At 36.4% G+C, this 17,585-nt stretch carries 20 protein-coding genes; 6 read left to right on the plus strand and 14 right to left on the minus strand.

Translation table 11 applies throughout. From position 1 onward, the window contains the following. The first annotated feature begins 692 nt into the window (after nucleotides 1–692). On the plus strand, nucleotides 693–1,832 hold the full coding sequence (locus ACE1TG_RS16745) for a conserved virulence factor C family protein (protein WP_375053553.1): 1,140 nt from the start codon (nucleotides 693–695) through the stop codon (nucleotides 1,830–1,832). A 160-nt stretch (nucleotides 1,833–1,992) separates the two neighbouring features. Here ACE1TG_RS16745 and ACE1TG_RS16750 read toward each other — a convergent pair whose 3' ends face one another. From ACE1TG_RS16750 to ACE1TG_RS16805, 12 genes are all read right to left on the minus strand, one after another. Further along, a complete protein-coding gene (locus ACE1TG_RS16750; protein WP_375053554.1) occupies nucleotides 1,993–2,562 on the minus strand; it encodes a DUF2812 domain-containing protein in 570 nt (189 codons plus the stop codon). Continuing rightward, entirely contained in the window at nucleotides 2,549–2,866 is a 318-nt protein-coding gene (locus ACE1TG_RS16755; RefSeq protein ID WP_375053555.1) for a PadR family transcriptional regulator, read from the minus strand. The genes ACE1TG_RS16750 and ACE1TG_RS16755 overlap by 14 nt, the downstream gene beginning before the upstream one ends. Nucleotides 2,867–3,091: 225 nt before the next feature. After that, the gene (locus ACE1TG_RS16760; protein WP_375053556.1) at nucleotides 3,092–3,292 is read right to left on the minus strand and encodes a hypothetical protein; all 201 of its coding nucleotides are present in this window, start codon (nucleotides 3,290–3,292) and stop codon (nucleotides 3,092–3,094) included. Nucleotides 3,293–3,402: 110 nt separating this feature from the next. After that, complete coding sequence (locus ACE1TG_RS16765) at nucleotides 3,403–3,558, minus strand: hypothetical protein (RefSeq protein ID WP_375053557.1); 156 nt, start codon at nucleotides 3,556–3,558, stop codon at nucleotides 3,403–3,405. A gap of 199 nt (nucleotides 3,559–3,757) precedes the next feature. Beyond that, nucleotides 3,758–6,319 (minus strand): FtsX-like permease family protein, encoded by a 2,562-nt coding sequence (locus ACE1TG_RS16770; protein WP_375053558.1) that lies wholly within the window; start codon nucleotides 6,317–6,319, stop codon nucleotides 3,758–3,760. A 166-nt stretch (nucleotides 6,320–6,485) separates the two neighbouring features. Continuing rightward, the gene (locus tag ACE1TG_RS16775) at nucleotides 6,486–7,187 is read right to left on the minus strand and encodes an ABC transporter ATP-binding protein (RefSeq protein ID WP_375053559.1); all 702 of its coding nucleotides are present in this window, start codon (nucleotides 7,185–7,187) and stop codon (nucleotides 6,486–6,488) included. 224 nt (nucleotides 7,188–7,411) lie between these two features. Then, complete coding sequence (locus ACE1TG_RS16780; RefSeq protein ID WP_375053560.1) at nucleotides 7,412–8,065, minus strand: hypothetical protein; 654 nt, start codon at nucleotides 8,063–8,065, stop codon at nucleotides 7,412–7,414. Next, entirely contained in the window at nucleotides 8,058–8,606 is a 549-nt protein-coding gene (locus ACE1TG_RS16785) for an RNA polymerase sigma factor (protein ID WP_375053561.1), read from the minus strand. The genes ACE1TG_RS16780 and ACE1TG_RS16785 overlap by 8 nt, the downstream gene beginning before the upstream one ends. Before the next feature lie 852 nt (nucleotides 8,607–9,458). Further along, complete coding sequence (locus ACE1TG_RS16790) at nucleotides 9,459–10,163, minus strand: undecaprenyl pyrophosphate synthase (protein ID WP_209481622.1); 705 nt, start codon at nucleotides 10,161–10,163, stop codon at nucleotides 9,459–9,461. Then, nucleotides 10,160–11,638, minus strand: a complete 1,479-nt coding sequence (locus ACE1TG_RS16795; protein ID WP_375053562.1) for a DUF4153 domain-containing protein — start codon at nucleotides 11,636–11,638, stop codon at nucleotides 10,160–10,162. The genes ACE1TG_RS16790 and ACE1TG_RS16795 overlap by 4 nt, the downstream gene beginning before the upstream one ends. 108 nt (nucleotides 11,639–11,746) lie before the next feature. Then, nucleotides 11,747–12,379: an HAAS signaling domain-containing protein gene (locus ACE1TG_RS16800; RefSeq protein WP_375053563.1), complete on the minus strand. Its 633-nt coding sequence runs from the start codon at nucleotides 12,377–12,379 to the stop codon at nucleotides 11,747–11,749. Continuing rightward, nucleotides 12,376–12,708, minus strand: coding sequence for a PadR family transcriptional regulator (locus tag ACE1TG_RS16805; RefSeq protein WP_209481625.1), 333 nt, complete (start codon nucleotides 12,706–12,708; stop codon nucleotides 12,376–12,378). Before ACE1TG_RS16805 ends, ACE1TG_RS16800 begins: the two co-directional genes overlap by 4 nt. A 186-nt stretch (nucleotides 12,709–12,894) precedes the next feature. Here ACE1TG_RS16805 and ACE1TG_RS16810 point away from each other — a divergent pair, with 186 nt between their 5' ends. Beyond that, complete coding sequence (locus ACE1TG_RS16810; RefSeq protein WP_375053564.1) at nucleotides 12,895–13,443, plus strand: hypothetical protein; 549 nt, start codon at nucleotides 12,895–12,897, stop codon at nucleotides 13,441–13,443. A 52-nt stretch (nucleotides 13,444–13,495) separates the two neighbouring features. Here ACE1TG_RS16810 and ACE1TG_RS16815 read toward each other — a convergent pair whose 3' ends face one another. Continuing rightward, nucleotides 13,496–13,723, minus strand: coding sequence for a hypothetical protein (locus ACE1TG_RS16815; RefSeq protein WP_375053565.1), 228 nt, complete (start codon nucleotides 13,721–13,723; stop codon nucleotides 13,496–13,498). 188 nt (nucleotides 13,724–13,911) lie between these two features. On the opposite strand from ACE1TG_RS16815, the gene ACE1TG_RS16820 reads away from it, so the two are divergent. The 3 genes from ACE1TG_RS16820 (at nucleotide 13,912) to ACE1TG_RS16830 (ending at nucleotide 15,480) form a co-directional block, all read left to right on the plus strand. After that, a complete protein-coding gene (locus tag ACE1TG_RS16820) occupies nucleotides 13,912–14,346 on the plus strand; it encodes a MarR family winged helix-turn-helix transcriptional regulator (RefSeq protein ID WP_375053566.1) in 435 nt (144 codons plus the stop codon). A 24-nt stretch (nucleotides 14,347–14,370) separates the two neighbouring features. Continuing rightward, complete coding sequence (locus tag ACE1TG_RS16825) at nucleotides 14,371–14,973, plus strand: alpha/beta hydrolase (RefSeq protein WP_375053567.1); 603 nt, start codon at nucleotides 14,371–14,373, stop codon at nucleotides 14,971–14,973. 351 nt (nucleotides 14,974–15,324) lie between these two features. After that, nucleotides 15,325–15,480, plus strand: coding sequence for a hypothetical protein (locus ACE1TG_RS16830; RefSeq protein ID WP_375053568.1), 156 nt, complete (start codon nucleotides 15,325–15,327; stop codon nucleotides 15,478–15,480). Between the two features lie 259 nt (nucleotides 15,481–15,739). Here ACE1TG_RS16830 and ACE1TG_RS16835 read toward each other — a convergent pair whose 3' ends face one another. Next, the gene (locus tag ACE1TG_RS16835; protein WP_375053569.1) at nucleotides 15,740–16,591 is read right to left on the minus strand and encodes a VOC family protein; all 852 of its coding nucleotides are present in this window, start codon (nucleotides 16,589–16,591) and stop codon (nucleotides 15,740–15,742) included. A 202-nt stretch (nucleotides 16,592–16,793) separates the two neighbouring features. Here ACE1TG_RS16835 and ACE1TG_RS16840 point away from each other — a divergent pair, with 202 nt between their 5' ends. Then, nucleotides 16,794–17,567: a DUF3891 family protein gene (locus tag ACE1TG_RS16840; protein WP_375053570.1), complete on the plus strand. Its 774-nt coding sequence runs from the start codon at nucleotides 16,794–16,796 to the stop codon at nucleotides 17,565–17,567. The last annotated feature ends 18 nt before the right edge of the window (nucleotides 17,568–17,585 follow it).

Raw genomic sequence — 17,585 nt, forward strand, 5'->3', positions numbered from 1 at the left:
CCACAAAAGAGCTAACAGGGTCTCCCGAGTTGCCGCACAATCTACTGTTAACATGCCTGGCTCACTGACCCCGGGGAAGTTCCACCTAGCTCGCCATTTTCACGCTACATGGAATGTTGTTTTCCAGTTTCCGCACACCGTCAACCTTCCCGATGTATCCCATTTCGAGGCTCTATCACTTTCAGGCCTATTAACCTCCCTGTCTACGCTTAGCACCATGCATCTCTGCAGGTAGCCCAAGACTCGGTATTGACGACTTGGCTGAAGTCTTACCAAGCAGGAGTATCACCTGCCAAATTGTACGCCCTTGCTCGGACGCTCGCGGAACGAGGATCCGTCTCACCCTTACGAAAGCACCTTTTCTGCTGAATAACGGAATGAGGATTCACTTCGACTGTTCGGCGGATCCTCGTTCCGTTATTTGCTTGAAAAAAAACCTCGTTTTAAGCATGGGGATGAATCCTCATTCCTCTATTTGTCATATTTGCCTCAGATTTGGCTGATTTTCTGCATTTAGCGGAACGAGGATCCGTCTCACCCTTACGAAAGCACCTTTTCTGCTGAATAACGGAATGAGGATTCACTTCGACTAATTTGATTTTAATTTACGCCACAGCCTTTTCAATCGAATGGATAATCCAATCGATCTTTGTTAGAATCAGCATAGGATAATCTGTCAAGGGGGAAGCATAATGAAGATTGTATCAATTGAACCAACACCAAGCCCTTATTCTATGAAAATAAACGTGGACGAACAGTTAGCTGATGGACAAACAGAAAATTATAAACTAAATGACGACGTTACCCATGCTCCTGATTATGTACAGAACCTGTTTACTGTAAACGGGGTCAAAGGCATTTACCGTGTCATCGATTTTATCGCACTTGAGCGCAATCCGCGCGTTCCATGGGAGGAAATTTTGCCTGAAGTTCGTAACGTATTAGGATCATCTGAAGAGAATTCAGATAGATTAACAAACAAAGCTGCAGCAAGCGATGAAAATTTTGGCGAAGTAAAAGTTTTTATCCAAAAATTCCGGTATATCCCTATGCAAGTGAAACTGGAAGAAGGGGATAATGAGCACCGCTTTGGACTTCCTGAACGGTTTATGAACGCTACAATGGAAGCTTCAGTCGCTTCTGAGAATATGTTAATGGAAAGAAAGTGGGTAGAACAAAGCCCACGTTATGGCGAAGTGGAGGAAATTGGTCAGGATGTTGTTGACGAAATAGAAGCAACCTATGATTCCGAGCGATTAGCAGAGCTAGTTAAACTCGCTAAAGCAGATGAAACAGTAAGTGGTCAGAATTCAGCTCCACGGAAAAAGGTTACACTCGATATGCTTGATAAGCCAAACTGGAAGGATCGTTATGCCGCACTGGACAGGATGGATCCTATTGTTGATGATCTTCCTGTATTAGATAAAGCACTTGATGATGAGAAGGCATCTGTCCGTCGCCTTGCAACAGCATATTTGGGTATGATTGAAGAACCTGAAGTACTTCCGTATTTGTATAAAGCACTCCAAGATAAAGCTGTTAACGTACGACGTACTGCCGGTGATTGTCTGTCAGACTTAGGATTTAAAGATGCAATTCCAGAAATGATCAATTCACTAACGGATAAAAGCCGGATTGTTCGCTGGCGTGCAGCTATGTATTTATATGAAGTTGGTGACGAAACTGCCATATCTGCCTTAAATCAAGCTCTGGAGGACCCGGAATTTGAAGTGCGCATGCAAGTTAAGATGGCACTGGCCAGAATTGAAGGCGGGGAAGAAGCCAAAGGATCCATTTGGCACCAGATGACCCAAGCCACGAAACAGAAATAATCTAATTAAACAAAGGCCTGGCCGGTGAGAACCCATGTCCTGTGTTGTCACCGGCACTAGTATGTCCTATACGTCGGAATTATCATTGTTTAACTGATAAATTAGCCTTTCGCTATTCAACAATAGCTTTAAAAAAGTTCATACATAAATCCCAAGTATATTATTTTACTTTTAACATTGAATACTTTCGATAAGCCCGATAGAAACTGCTGCCAAAGAAAACAACCAAAAGTACGGGAAGAGACCTCAAAAGAACAAATGGAGTTTCAAATAACAGTGCCTTCCAAAACAATGAACCTTTCATACTCCAAAGACCTTCAGTTAAATATAATCCCGAATCCTTGTAAATCGAATAAGAAAAAAACAAACACAGCATACCCAACCAAAATGAATACCCCATTAATCTTTTATAATAATTACCCTTTGATTCGCGGTCCGAGAAGATTTCATTTTGATCACCATCTTCTTTTTGCCAATACTGTTTTCCACCCATCCGGTACCCCACTATATGGGTCCAACCAAAATCTTCATATATCGCTTGGTATTCCTTGAACTTTTTCTTTGGTAAATAATCTTGATAATCAAGTCGCATAACATATCTATTGTCTGTTTTTTCGAAAGTGTATATTCCCAATCCACTAATATTTGTACAGCAATATCCCTTTTGCAGTTGCTCGTTTAACCATTGCTCTTCTTTTTCAATATCAAAAAATACCTTAAATTTCTTCATTTGATTCACTTCCTTCATACAAGGATAAAATATGCAATAGCCTTTCCTGTTCCATTTTCAAAATGGCGCTTCCTTCTGTGGTTATCATATAAATTTTTCTCCGACCTGAATTTCCAACAGTTTCAATCCAACCATGTTTATTCAAGTTTTCAATCGCACCGTATAATGTACCAGCCGCTAAAATAACGGTACCATTACTTATTTTTTCTATCTTCTGCATTACGGCATAGCCGTGGAGTGGCTCACGTAGAGCTAGTAAAATATAATGCATGGTTTCAGACAACGGCAATAATTTATGTTTCATAATCTCACCCTTTATTCAGTTTAACTATATAGTTTGACTTAATAATAATGTAATACAGTTCAACTGAATAGTCAACAGCATTTTTTAAGTTCATCGAAGAAACTTAAAGTAAAACCTTTAAAATAGGCAAAAATTTAATCTAAAAAAGTCGATTTCCTTTACGTAGGGAAATCGACTTTTTTGTAATCTTATTCAATTAAATGACCCTATTGCTGAAGACTAATCTTATTGAAAACCAATTTGCGGGAACATCCAAGGCGATACTTCTGCGTCGCAAACAGCTAGAAGTGTAGCAAAACACATCAAAATACGGGTGTACGTAAATTCCTCTTTACCAGTAAATTCAATATGAAAAAAAGTGCCGAAAATCGCCAGTACTACGGCAATTACTGATAAACTTAACAATCCTTTGGTTGACTTTATCATTCAGTTTCCTACACTGTTCAAAAATCCGGCTCAATTCACAATACAGGGCGCAGCCTAACTAAACTACTCGCCCTTTTAGAAATATCAATTTTAATCGTATTTCTTACAAACTAGGAGAGGTTGCTTTTTTCTGCAATAGCCCATATTCTGTCTTCCTTTCTTTCATCTACTTTTTGTATCTCTTTAACGTTATATTTTTTGTCGAATATAAAAGCGATTAGCACGATAAGAGATACTGGCGCCACTAAAAAGTATATCCAAATCAAGGTTCTCACCTCCGTTAAACTAAAGGTTAATTACACTTTTATTTCTTATTTTATTTCAATTATATGTTTTGTGGAATTTATTACTCGTCTTTTCGTTTTCTTCTACAAGATCTTAATATTTTAAAACTTAACAGTAATAAGTATTTACTTACTTTTCCCTCGAAATATTTTTAGCATTCTAATTCAATTTTAGTATATATTATGCACTTGCTTTCAAGAGTTCATAGGGGTTAGTTCTAATGGCTTTAATTACTGGAATCAATACACTAAACATTCCAATAAATATTGGAATACAGATTGTTAACAACAGGATAGTTATCGAATCCCAAGGGAAAATGTCGTACATAATTCCGATGTAACCGATTGATAGAAGAAGTCCTGCTAATCCGGCGATAAAGCCGATGAATGCCCCTTCTAAAACAATAACTAGACTCACTGTTTTGTTTTTCCAACCAATTGATTTAAATAAAGCAAGCTCGTTTTGTCGTTCCATTATATTTTGCCACATCATTTTGCCCGTTGTTAATACGCCAATAAGTAGAGCTGCGGCCATAATGAAATAATGTGTTTCATTCACTTCAACAGCAACAAACTCCCCTAGATACGAGGTATACAGAACCCCATCTAAACGAAAAGAAACAAACAAATAAAACGACAGCAATGTTGATGGAAGTGCAATAGCCAAAACTGATAATAAATTTCGTCCTGGTCGTTGAAAAACTTGATTGACAACCATTCCGACTATGGATTTATTTTTTATAAATCGTTTTGATTTAAAGCCTATTTCACCACTTTTAATTCCCTGGTATGGCTTGAGCTTACCAATTCGGATAAGTGGAATTAACATACCAAATCCAAACATTACAAGGGAAGCTACGCTAACTAACCCTATTTTTGCCAGGTTGAATTTGGCACCATTGAGGTATAAGATATATTCCACAACAATCGCCAAAAGGCTGATTAGAATAACGAACGCGATTGCTTCTAGAATCATCATGTTACGGAGCATATTTGTGCGCCACCCCAAAGCTAAAAAAATACTGTAATCTTTTTTATTTGCTAAATAAGAAACATAAGAAGTAGCGAACACATAAATAGTTCCGATTAAAAGAACTGCCAATAGAATACTGGAATATCCCATGGAGATTTCTCTGAATATTGTGATGGATTGACCCAATTTTATCCAAGGTTGTTCAATCCATCCGAGCGCCTCATTATCTTTATCAATAACTTTTGTGATTGTAGGTTGTGGAGATGACCCCCTCGTAATCGTCACCTGCAATCCAGTCTGTTTCACTATTTCCTGTTTTATTTCATCTAATTTTCCCTGTGCTGCATTCCCTATTTCTTCAATACCCTTCACTTTGATTCGGATGGCTGAAATACTGTTTCCGCCTTTTATTACTTCAGCAGCTTTAACTGTTGTTAATACATTGGGCGGGTTTGATAATATTCCTGTCGGCTCGCCGGACCCTTTCATCTTTTGAATTGGATTCACTGGTTCATTATCTGGTCCAAGTACAATATTTGCTTCCGCGGGTCGATACGTTTGAATGGGAAGCTTGGTAAGTGGGTCCTTGCTGATTTGTAATTTCTCCGGATTATACTGTCCAACAACGTCAAACCTTAGTATGGGTAATAACGGTACACCCTCTTCGTTTACCTCATGTTCAACTAAATCTACTTCTCTAAAACCGTATTCAAGTGATGTATCTTGCAATATTTCATTTTCACTTGCGAGTTTTTTACTGGCTATTTTGTAACTTATCGCCCACTGTTTTGGGAATGGACTTTTTGTTTCGGCATAGTCAAGTGTACTTGTTTCATAATACAATCCTGTGTTACCTACCTGTATAGAAGAATCTTCTTTAGGCTTATTTAAATTGTCAAAGTAAATTTCTTCCAGCTCTTTTCCGGAGGTTTTGTACGTATCAACAGGTTCTGTACCGATTGTATGTAAGTATTCGTATCCCTTTTTCTTTACTTTTTCTGCAACCTGTCGTTGCTCCTTGGATGTTTGAAAAGGGATTTGCAACTTTTCCAACGTTACTTTGTATGTACTATTTGAAAAACTTCTATTGTTAAGCAGAACAGGCAAATGAAAAACACGATCAAATTCCGTATCTTTTCTTGCTGTATCACTTGTCTCGAAATATTGATTCGCAACAGCGTTATCCAAACCAACAAGTTCAGCCTCTTCTTTCGGATCAATGCCTACGATTAATTGCGGCTGTCTCAAAGTAATGCCTGCATCATAAGGAACTGCACCGAATTGTGGATATCTGTTAACAGTCCAATTAACCGTTCGATAAATTTCTTCACCTGGAAATTTGTTGGTGAACAACCCATTATCGTGTGTTTTTCTAGTTGTTGTTTTGTAAAGACCTGGTTTATCGGGTTGGAAGGGATCCATCGTTATGTGGAGCTGAACATAGCCCAGAACTGAAATGGGAGCTGCTGTCTCGATACCACTCATCGATTTTATCCCTTCATATTGCTTATAGCTAATACCGCCATTTATTCCAAGTGAAAAATTTGGTTCCATTAAGTTGTCCTTATTCATAACAGTATCTGGTGGTGTAACTAAAAGATCATAACTGCTTTCCCACTTTTCCTGTAGTTTTCCACTTACTGTTTCTTTTGTTGATTCCGTTAAGCTGAACAAATAAATTAAAGTACCACTGATTAGCATGAGACCAATTACAGATATTAGTAATCTCTCTCTATGACGCAACCATTGTTTAAATATAAATTTCACCATAATCTATTCCCCCCCTGTATTAACTATTCATAATTAGTTATTACACATTTCTATTATGGTCTATTTATAAAACTGAGGATAAAAAATCCGTTATAAGTGTCTAAAGAGTGTGTCATAACTGGGACTTATCGTCCTTTACTTCGCCACAACGAATTCCAAAGTAAACCTAAACATTTGCAATCTTCCCTGTACTACTTATAATTTTTCCATCTTTCATTTCCACTATGCGGTCAGCACGTGCAGCTAAATCAGAATCATGGGTAACAAAAATCACACCGCACCCTTTATTCCTGTTTAAATTGCTTAAACTATCAAAAATTATTTCGCCTGTATGGGTATCTAGATTGCCTGTTGGTTCATCAGCCAATAGCCAATGAGGTTCATGTACAAGTGCTCTGGCAATCGCTACACGCTGTTGTTGACCGCCTGAAAGTTGTGATGGCAATGAATTATATTTGTTGTCGGCCAATCCTACTTGGTCCAGCAATTTTTCTGCACGCTCTTTTTTGTCATAGGATACTTTCCGCGCAAATAACGGAGACATTACATTTTCTAAAGAAGTTAAAGAAGGTAACAGATGAAATTGCTGAAAAACAAAACCAATGTTTTCAAAGCGAAAATCCGCGAGTTGTTTGGAAGAATACTCGTTTACGGGAGAACCGCCATAATGGATGGTTCCACTTGTTGGTAAATCCAATGCACCTAGCAGGCTAAGCAACGTTGATTTACCCGAACCTGATGGTCCTACAATTGCAACAAACTCTTTTTCATCAAACTCAACATTGATATCTTCTAATGCAAACGTCCTTACTCCCTCACCCTCAAATACCTTATTAACCTCAGTACATTCTATTTTATGTGTCAACATTATTCCCCCTTTTTTCTCCCAAGATAATAATGGAAAGATGGTCGCTTTTGAAGTTCTTGTGTAACCGTGGGGTGGTGCGCTTATTTGACTTAATGATAATAACTAAAACCGATACTGATAATGATTGATACGATAATCATTAAGAAAAATAGACTTATTCGGTATCTCCAGTTATCTAAAATATACCTAAGCAATTAATCCCCCTTATAATAATGGTTAAACTACTAATTCGGATTTTTATACTTTTTGCGATTTTCCATGTAATCTTTAGGTGCTTTGCCGAAGAGGACAAGGGTTTTTTGATCAATAGTGGTAATGCTGATTGCTAATTCCTTATCCCATCCTTGTTTCTCCCAGTAAGTGGTATACCAGTGTACTTCAAATGCGGAGTTTACTTTTGGTGCTGAGTCTTCTCGTGACGGAGTACCGTATTTTGACTTCCATCCAAGTTTTGGTAAAATTTCCATATAATAATTATTAATCACCTCATCTTTATCTCCATTAATTCTGTAAGCATATGTTATAATGTCATTCTTCTCTTCGTGAAAATACGATTCCAAGCCCTTGTATAACGGAACTTTGCCAAACACCTGCCCACCCGTGTTGAATTGTTCCTGTGATGTAAAATTTAAAGCTAATGGAATGATAATCGCAATACAGGCAGCAATTGCCGCAAAACGCAAATAAAAGCGGTATCTCTTTTTCTTCTTGACAAAGGGTTTCATCTTATTAATCGTTGATGTAATTCTCCGTTCATCGGGAGAGTTAATTTCACTATGATCAAACATTGTAACAACTATATTCTCTAAGTCTTTAAACTCTTGATCCGCATCTTCATCATAAAATACATTGTCATTATTTATTTTCTTGTCACTCATGATTCACACCTCCATCTAATACTTTTGCCAATTTACCCAAACCTTGTTTTAACCTTGACTTCACGGTAGGGATAGTGGAACCGGTTATCTTGGCTATTTCTTTAATTTTGAGATCATGAAAATATTTTAGGATAATTGCTTCTTTTTGATAATCCGGAAGGTTATTTATAGCTGTGTTAATTTCTTCTCGTTTCTCATTTCTTTCAAGGATATGACTAATATTAAATTTACTTTTTAGATTTCCTGGTAACGCTGACTGTTTGGATAAGTTTTTGAAATTCAGGCTTCTCCAATAATCTTTACAGGTATTGGCGGCAATTGTATATAACCAACCTTTAAATGTACTTTTGCTTGAATACGTGTGAATCTTTTTAATCATTTTTATAAAAATTTCTTGTGTTAGGTCGTAGGCAACCTCTTTATCACCCATTTTCCGATAAACAAATGAAAAGATATTAGGATAGTATTTTCTTGTCAAAATTTCCATAGCATTTTCGTTGCCATTTATAATACTATCTATTAATTCTTGATCCGCCGGCATTTTTATCACCTCATATAGTAAGACGATTTTTTAAAATAAAGGATTTAAGTTTTTTGAATTCTTTATAAAATAATATTAGCAAACGCTATCATGATTGAGCAGTATGATTATTATATTTAAAACCATGGTGTGGACCGGTAAAGGTTCAGTCTTTTTTTCATATCCAATAGTACTCCCCCTCTTCCATCAGGAGTAAATAAAACACCTTCTAAAAATAGTCCGCTAACAATCAAGGAATATCTCATACTGATGCAAGTTAAAATAAATATGTGGCACTGTAGGAAACTTCATAACCAACTGCAGAATTCTTTCATCCATTTCTCTGCCGTGTTTCCTCAAAGTTTACCGGTAATTGATCAAAAAAACACCCTAAAATAAAGATACACTGAATAATCAATGTATCTTCATTATAGGGAATGATTCTTCTTTTGAAAGGTTGTTTTGTGTATCTTCTACACTCCCCAAGATATAGTTTTAAAATAGAACCCAATTATCTGCGTAAAGAATTATTAACTATATGGCCAAATCCAGAAGGAAAAGTTCCATTCGTTATTCCGGATTCGCACCTGTCTGTCATACTCCGTATAACGCTTTGTCCGTAAATGATTTAGTTAATTTCTGCGGCATAAAAACTCCCTTTTTTCTTCAAAAATCTGGCCCTATTGCTGAAGACTAATCATATTGAGTATCAAAATTTTTGATTCCAAAAAATATGTCACGGATGGTATATTTCATTAGTTGTAATCAGCTGTAGCTAATTCTGTAGTCCAGTTATCCACAGCGCTCCATATTAGGTTTCCTAAAAACCGAAAAAGCTGCCACCAGATTCCACATCTGATGACAGCTTTATTTTTAACTATAGTTCGGAACTGAATTCTTCCTCTGCAATTCATTAATTGCCTCACAAAGTAGCTCCTTATTAAAATCAGGAAAATAAGCATCCGAAAAGTATAGTTCTGACATGGAAGATTGCCATAACAGAAAGTTACTCACTCTTTTCTCTCCGCCAGTGCGAATTACAAGTTCCGGGTCTGGCAGATCCTTCGTGTATAAATATTGTTGTATCATTTCTTCACTCACATTATCCCAGGCTGTATGTTCGTTTTGAACCTCTTGAATTACTTTTCTGACCGCCTGGAGAATATCAGCTCTACCACCATAATTAAAAGCGAAGTTCACGATAAGCCCGTCATTATTTTTTGTTTCTTCGACAGCCTTTACAAGTGCCTTTCTCGTTAGTTCTGGCAGGTCTGCCATGTTTCCGGAAATTAGTATCTTAATATTTCTTCTCATAAATTCAGGCAACTTTTGATTAAAAAATTTTACCGGTAAATGCATTAAGTAACTAACTTCATGCTTTGGTCGTGACCAGTTTTCTGAAGAGAATGCATACAATGTAAGTATTTTAATATCTAATTCTATGCTGGCATCAATAATCTTCTCCATTGTTTTTGCACCTGCAAAATGACCTTCACTCCGGCTGAGTCCTCTTGCTTTACCCCACCGGCCATTTCCATCCATCATAATGGCAACATGTTTTGGTACATATGAATTCATCTGCTCTCCTCCTTAAGTTCAAGTTCCCGTAGCTTTTGTGTTACCTCTAGTTTCATGAAGTTGAAGGATTGCCATGAGCCTTCAGAACGTCTCTCTTCCCACTCTATTCGGTTAGCCAGCACATTTTCCAATTGCGGATATTCTGGATTTTTTTCATATAATTCAATTAACCCATTCACGCCAGTGTAAGATAACGAATTTAAATAGTGTATATCTATTTTTTCAGTACGTTCATAGCGTTCCAGGTTGTTGTCAACAATGATTTTTTCAATATGGATAACATTTAACCCGGTATAAAACAATAATCCTACAATTAAGTAAAAATGCAGTAATGATAACCGTTCGACCCACACTTTAATTAGTGTGTAAGCAAAAATTACGATTAAAAATACCATAAATGCATGGGCAAGAATCCGGTCCAATGTAAATCCATATGCCGCCTCATACATACTTAAACGTTGATAAGCGGATGCAAGCATAACACAGCTTACCCCGATTAGCAGTGAATACATAATCTTAATGGTTATCTTCAATGATTTTCGTTTTTCATCTATTAGTTTTAAACAACTTATTAATATCGTCCAGTTAATTAAAGTAACAATTATTAGCTCAAAAAAACCTCGCCTTGCATATTCGGCAAATGTTAAGCCCTCCTGCAACCCATTACTGAAAAAGTACTTAAATTGAATCGCTGCGAATAGAACGTACACAGAATTAAGCAAGACCAGAATAGTTATTGCTGTAACACTGTTCCAGCGCACATTCCATTCTTCTGTATCATAATCAGATGCCTTTGGATTCGGACGTCCATGCAGAACCTGAAAGACACCAAAAAATACAAAGGTCAAAACGATTACAATTACAAATCGAAAGGCTCCTTCCAGGAAATTAAGCTGTACGATATAGCGCGGGAAGCGTAACACGATATCCTGAAACACAGCATCTGCCGACATTAACAATCCTGTTATTAGCAAAAGCAGCGGAAGTCCAATTATTACCCCAATTAAAATCCGCTTCACCGTTTGTGCTGTTTGTTCATCCATATTCTTAAATATTCTTCTAAACCCTTTATTACAAAAAGATAAGCTGTATTTAATCCCTTCACCAAGTTTATTTGTAAGGAGCGTCACGAATACTGGTGTACTCCACCTCAATTTATTTGGGCTTGTTATTAAAACAATATGGAAAAAGACTAACACCGGTATAATAAAACTATTAAGGCTATAGAAAAGGAAGTTATCGTACAACAGATAACTTGCAGCCAACAGCCAGATGGCCACCATGACAAGCAGACCGATCCTTCGATGGGTAAATGTCAGACGAAAGCGAAGAAACACGACAGCATATAATCCAGCGATAAACACCAGATACGAAACACCTATACTTCCATGAAAAAAACTAAGCTCCGCCAGAATCCCCAACCCTAAGCAAACAAGCAAAAACAACCAATCTTTTTGTTGAACTTTAATATCCATAATACCCCACCAATACAATGTTATTCTATATACATCGTTATTCTATGTATATAGGCAAAAAAATATATATCTTATCAGGACTGACTCCACAAAAGACAATCAGCCCGTTTATACAGATACTTTCTTTCCCCACCGATAACCAACCATGCTGACAGGATAAAGAAATGCGGTAAAAACAATACAAACTACAATAAACCGAAAACTTAAAAGCGGCTGAAACCATGTATACGGAATAATTTTAAAAATGATTAAGTACATCAGTAATATGTTTGGCACAATTGAAAAAAGAAACGTTTTTTGCAATAACCTGTATCCACCATGACCAAATTCTTTTCCTATTTCATAGCCTAAAAGTCCCCAGAACATTATGTATAACAGCATAATAATAAAAGGTATATTTATCAGGTTTTCCCAAAGTAATTCCGCCCAGTTCCAATGAAACATATTGTAGCTGAGTGTGAGCAGAGCTCCACCAATAAAAATCCCAGCATTAATAAGGACAAATAACCATTGTGTTTTTTTGGGCGTAATTGTTGTCTCTTGCTTCCATACTTGAGCAATTTCCTGAGGTGTCCCCAACCTTTTAACTAATTCACTATATAGATTTTTATCATCAATAGACTCTTCCTGCAGCATTTCATATACATGCATTTCATAATCTGCCAGGATCTCCTGCTTATCGGGGTGATTCCCCAGCTCCTCAGATAACTCCAGGAAGAACCTTTGATCTTTTAACGTCACGATTCATTTCTCCGAATAAGATTGTTCATCACCTGAACGTAACGATGCCATTCATTCGTTCGTTCATCAAGAATTTCTTTACCTTGGGAGGTAATACAATAATATTTACGGGCCGGGCCCTTTTCCCGATTTTCCCAGTAATAATCAATGTATTCCTGCTTCTCCAACTTATGTAGCGCAGGATACAACGTTCCCTCTTTTATTTGGAAATGATGGTCACTTCGCAAGTCCATCTCTTTAACCAGCTCATAACCATACATGTCTCGTTCATTCAACAATTGCAAAACAAGCAGGGACGTACTCCCTTTCACAAGCTCACGATTAAACATGTTTTTCACCTACCTAGAATTATTAGGTATCTATACTATATAAAATTAATCTTTATTTGTAAAGGCGAACAGGTTATTTTTTTTAAAATACGCCTCAAGACTTATTGTAAAATATTACCGAGGTCGCTTATCATGTTTGAACGTAATCTTTAAAATTACCTTATATAAAACGATAAGGAGTATTTCATGATGAAAAATAAAAAGATCTACGTGCTATTAACAGACACTGGTACACTATTTACGAGAATGATAAAGCTATACACTAAGAAACCATTTAATCATGCATCAATAGCTTTTGATAAAAATCTGATGGGAGTCTATAGTTTTGGGAGAACAAGTCGCAGAAACCCTTTTTTCGGTGGATTTGTTAAAGAAAATATTTCGGAAGAGTTGTTTACGAATGCCAAGTGTGCCATTTATTGCTGCACAGTTAATGACTATCAAATTAATAAAATGAATGCCTATATACAAAAAATAGAATCTCAAAAAGAAAACTACCGTTATAATTTATTAGGGTTATTTGCCATATTGCTAAATAAACAATTTAACAGAGAAAATGCCTTCTTTTGCTCTGAATTTGTTGCTTCTGTATTGATGGAATCTGACAACTTTAACTTCAGGAAACCACTATCTTTGATAACCCCCCATGATTTACAGGAGGAACCTTCCTTTCAGTTAGTATATCAGGGAAAACTTGCTGATTATACTAAGTCAAAGTCAGATTCTATCGCTTAAAAAACTACCATCCAATTCAAATATATGGATGGCAGTTTTTTCAATCTATATTTTAGCTTATAAGTTTTATTAATTGGCCATCTCTCTCTTCCTGTTCACTTTTTGAAGCCAAATCATACTTCTTAAAAAGATGGAATATTTCGTTTAGTGTTTCCTGCGAACGGTCTTCATCTAAAAAATGATACAATTTATCAGTTAAATCCTGTGGCAGGAACTCTTCTTGACTTTTAAGCTTCTTTACAACAGATTCTTGTGAATGATCGATATTACATACTCCCAATTAAATCACCCTCCGTTCGGATTTTAGTGTTTCTTCCTCCAAACTACCTAATTAGACCGAATGAATCAACCGAAAGATAATTCGCCAGTAAAATCGAGAAGTGACAGGCACCGATTCTTGACTTCTTTATGTTATTTACTTTATAATTATCTTTAATTCAGAATAAACTCCCGAAGAGAGATGGTATTATGAATAGAAATTTATCATTAAACGCTTTTGTGGTACTGATGCGGGCTTCAAAGTCTGTTGAGGAGCGTATTAAGAAAGATATAAAAAGTTATGGTGTCAGTATCACTGAATTTACAATATTGGAAGCTTTGTATCATAAAGGTGACCTAACTGTAAATCAGATTTGTGATGCAGTACTGATAAATAGTGGGTCCATGACTTACGTAATTGACAAGCTACAGCAACGAGGGCTATTGGAACGGATTACCAGTGAAGAAGACAGAAGAGTTATTCATGTTCGAATAACGATTCAGGGAAAAAAACTGATGGATGATATCTTCCCACAACACGAGAAGGTAATCGAGAAGGTTTTTGAAGATGTAAGTCCTGAAGAGCTGGAATCAGTTATCGATATCCTAAAAAGAATAGGCTTAGACAGTGTGAAGAAAAAATAAACTGAAGTCGAAAGGAGAAATACAATGAAACATATATTCCAAAAAGGAAATGACCAATCAAAACCAACACTACTATTACTGCATGGCACTGGAGGGACTGAACAGGACCTGCTTCCACTAGCCAAAGAAGTTGACAAAGATGCCAATGTGTTAAGTGTACGCGGAAATGTATCTGAAAATGGTATGCCACGCTTCTTTAAAAGATTGGCTGAAGGTGTATTTGATGAAGAAGACTTAATCGCTCGTACAAAAGAATTAAATGAATTCCTCGATGAAGCAGCGGAAGAAAATGACTTTGACCGAAACAATATAATCGCGATTGGATATTCAAATGGCGCAAATATTGCAGCAAGCCTGTTATTCCATTATAAAGATTCACTAAAAAGCGCCATTCTGCATCATCCAATGGTTCCAAGACGAGGAATTGACTTGCCAGATCTTTCTGGAAAAAATGTATTTATCGGCGCAGGGACAAATGATCCAATCTGTCCAGCACAGGAATCAGAGGACCTTAAGTCATTATTGGAGAATGCTGGTGCAAGTGTAGAGCTCCATTGGGAGAAAAATGGTCACCAGTTAGCATACAGTGAAGTAGAAGCAGCAAGTAAATGGTATCAAAATATATAAAAAAGAAACCGTTCTGCACGTATATGGCAGAACGGTTTTTTAAAGGCTCTATTCTTAGGTTAATAACATCGCAATTGATATAAACTGCGAACTAACATGAAAAATTAGCTAAGTGCTATGAAGCCGCTGGAAAATAACATGTAAATTAGCATAGCATTTAACAGAAGCACATAAATTTATGTACTCTTATTAATTTACGTGGATTCGCACTGCTAATTTAAGTGTCTTCATTAGATTTATCGAAATATTTTGAAGGAACTGAAATTTTTGTGTTAATATTAGTATAGAAGTATTATTAAACAAGCGAAACATTTAGTTGTATAAAGAAGTAAGTTAAGGGAGGTGGAAACCTTGATTTGGATATACTTTTTAGTAGCACCAGTAGCCCTTATCGTACTAACCGCCTTTATATTCGACAAAAAATATAACGTTAAAGAGATACGGAAAGTAGACGAAAGAAGAATGGACAGAATTTGGGCAATTGCGGATAAAAGCAACCTATCCTAGTTTGCAAGAATTGCTTTATTGGGTGGTATTTATGGGGATTTTATACGATATGATAATCCTTAAACGGGATGCAATTGTGGAAAAAGGCAATAATCTTAACATTGAAAAAGCACAGAAATTAAATTCTGTGCTTTTTTTGATTTGAAAATTATACTGTTATTATCTTACTGAAATATATGCTATTTGTATGATACTTCTATTGTTATTCGCATCTATTTCTACTTCAAAACTGAATCCGTGATTTAAGAAAACAGCCTTATTAATTTAGGATCAATTGTATTGTATTCCCAGATGGATCTTGTGTTATATAGTAGTCTGACTCTTGTTTCACATCAGCTCCAACCTGTTTTAGTTGCCCAACTGTTTCTTCCCTTACTTTTTCGTTTGGGTAAACAAGTGTAAACCAATTCATTCCAGCACTGTTCCTGGATGGGGCTTTAGCACCTTCCCCGTTCCATACATTTAACCCAATGTGGTGATGGTAATCGCCGGTCGATGTAAAAAGTGCACCAGGATAGGTTGTAACAATATCAAATCCAAGGCCATTCTTGTAAAATTTCTCTGTTTCAGCCAAATTAGCAACATGCAAGTGAATATGCCCCATTACGGTTTCATTAGGCAAACCATTCCACTCTTTCTTACTTTCTGCAAGCAGACCTTCCCCATCTAAAGGTTCGGTAGCCATTGCAACCTTCCCATCTGACCAACTCCATTCAGATGAAGGCCGATCACGATATACTTCAATACCATTTCCGTCTGGATCATTAAGATAAAGTGCCTCACTAACATAATGATCAGAGGCTCCCAATCGTGTTCCTGTCTGCACGATATGATTTAAGAACGAAGAAAGATCCGCGCGACTTGGTAAAAGAATCGCAAAGTGGAATAATCCAGTTTTTCTATCCTCTTTTGGCACAACGTCAGCTGGCTGTTCTAATGTTAACAAAGGCGTTTTTCCATCTGCAGTTAACAAAGCTTTACTGTCTGTTTGTTCAAGTACATTGAATCCGATAATATTTTGATAAAAATGAAGCGCTTTTTCCAGATTTGTAACATTTATATTAACCTCACCAACATATATGGTTGGCTCCTCGAAGAATTTCTTTTCCATATTATTTGTTCCTTTCCATTACGTTTTATAATTACTATTAAACACTAAGTTACTTTATGTAAGTAATTATATATAATATATTCGTTTATGTCAACCTCTCCTTTAACTATTGACGTTTAACGCATAACACTTTATCCCTCTATTCATTTTTCGTATACTTTTATTAAGCAAATCCCAACTGAACTGAAAAGGGTGACGTTTCATGATTGTAAGAGAACATACAAATGAATTTGTCATGATTGAACAGGACCATCATGCCCACTTATCAGGCGAAATCGCTGCACACTTAAAAGAATCACTAACCCCTGAAAAAGAACTCAGGGAGTCTGTTGAATATGCTATTTATAAACATGATGATGGCTGGAAGTTGTTAGATAAACAGCCTTTTTGGAATGACAAAAACCAAGCACCATATACTTTTGTCGATTTTCCTGTTTTGCCAAAGACTGTGTTTTATAAACATGGCATCGAAGAAGTAGAGAAAAATGATAGCTATGCAGGACTTTTATGCAGTAAACATTATGCACGTTTTCTCCTTGATGATACCTCTAAAGAAGCTCAAGTTTTTGTACAACAAGAAGAAGAACGTCAGAAACGGATTATCCAATCCTTAACAAATTTTGATCAGGATGCATTTAACTTCCATTATGGCTTGCTTCAGCTTTGTGATAATTTGTCTTTATATATTTGCTTGAATGAACCTGGTACTCCAAAAGAAAAGGAACATCCTTTTTTTCAGAAAGGAATTCCTGTTTCCTCATCCATTGGCGTGTTCAAATGGGATAAATTAAACTTCCGCTGGCTGGATGAGAACACCATTTTAACGGATGAAATTCTTTTTGACAGACCGTTAACGATTACCTTAAAACAAAAACTCGTCGACAAGGACTCCATCTCAAAAAAAGGATTAATTGAAAGTTATAACTCAGCACCAACCCAACAGGTTAATGTTAAGTTAGTACATGATGTGAATTAGAAAAGGAGCTGCTCAGTA

The organism is Virgibacillus sp. JSM 102003 (assembly GCF_041949995.1).
In the GTDB taxonomy this organism is placed as follows: Bacteria; Bacillota; Bacilli; order Bacillales; family Amphibacillaceae; genus Lentibacillus.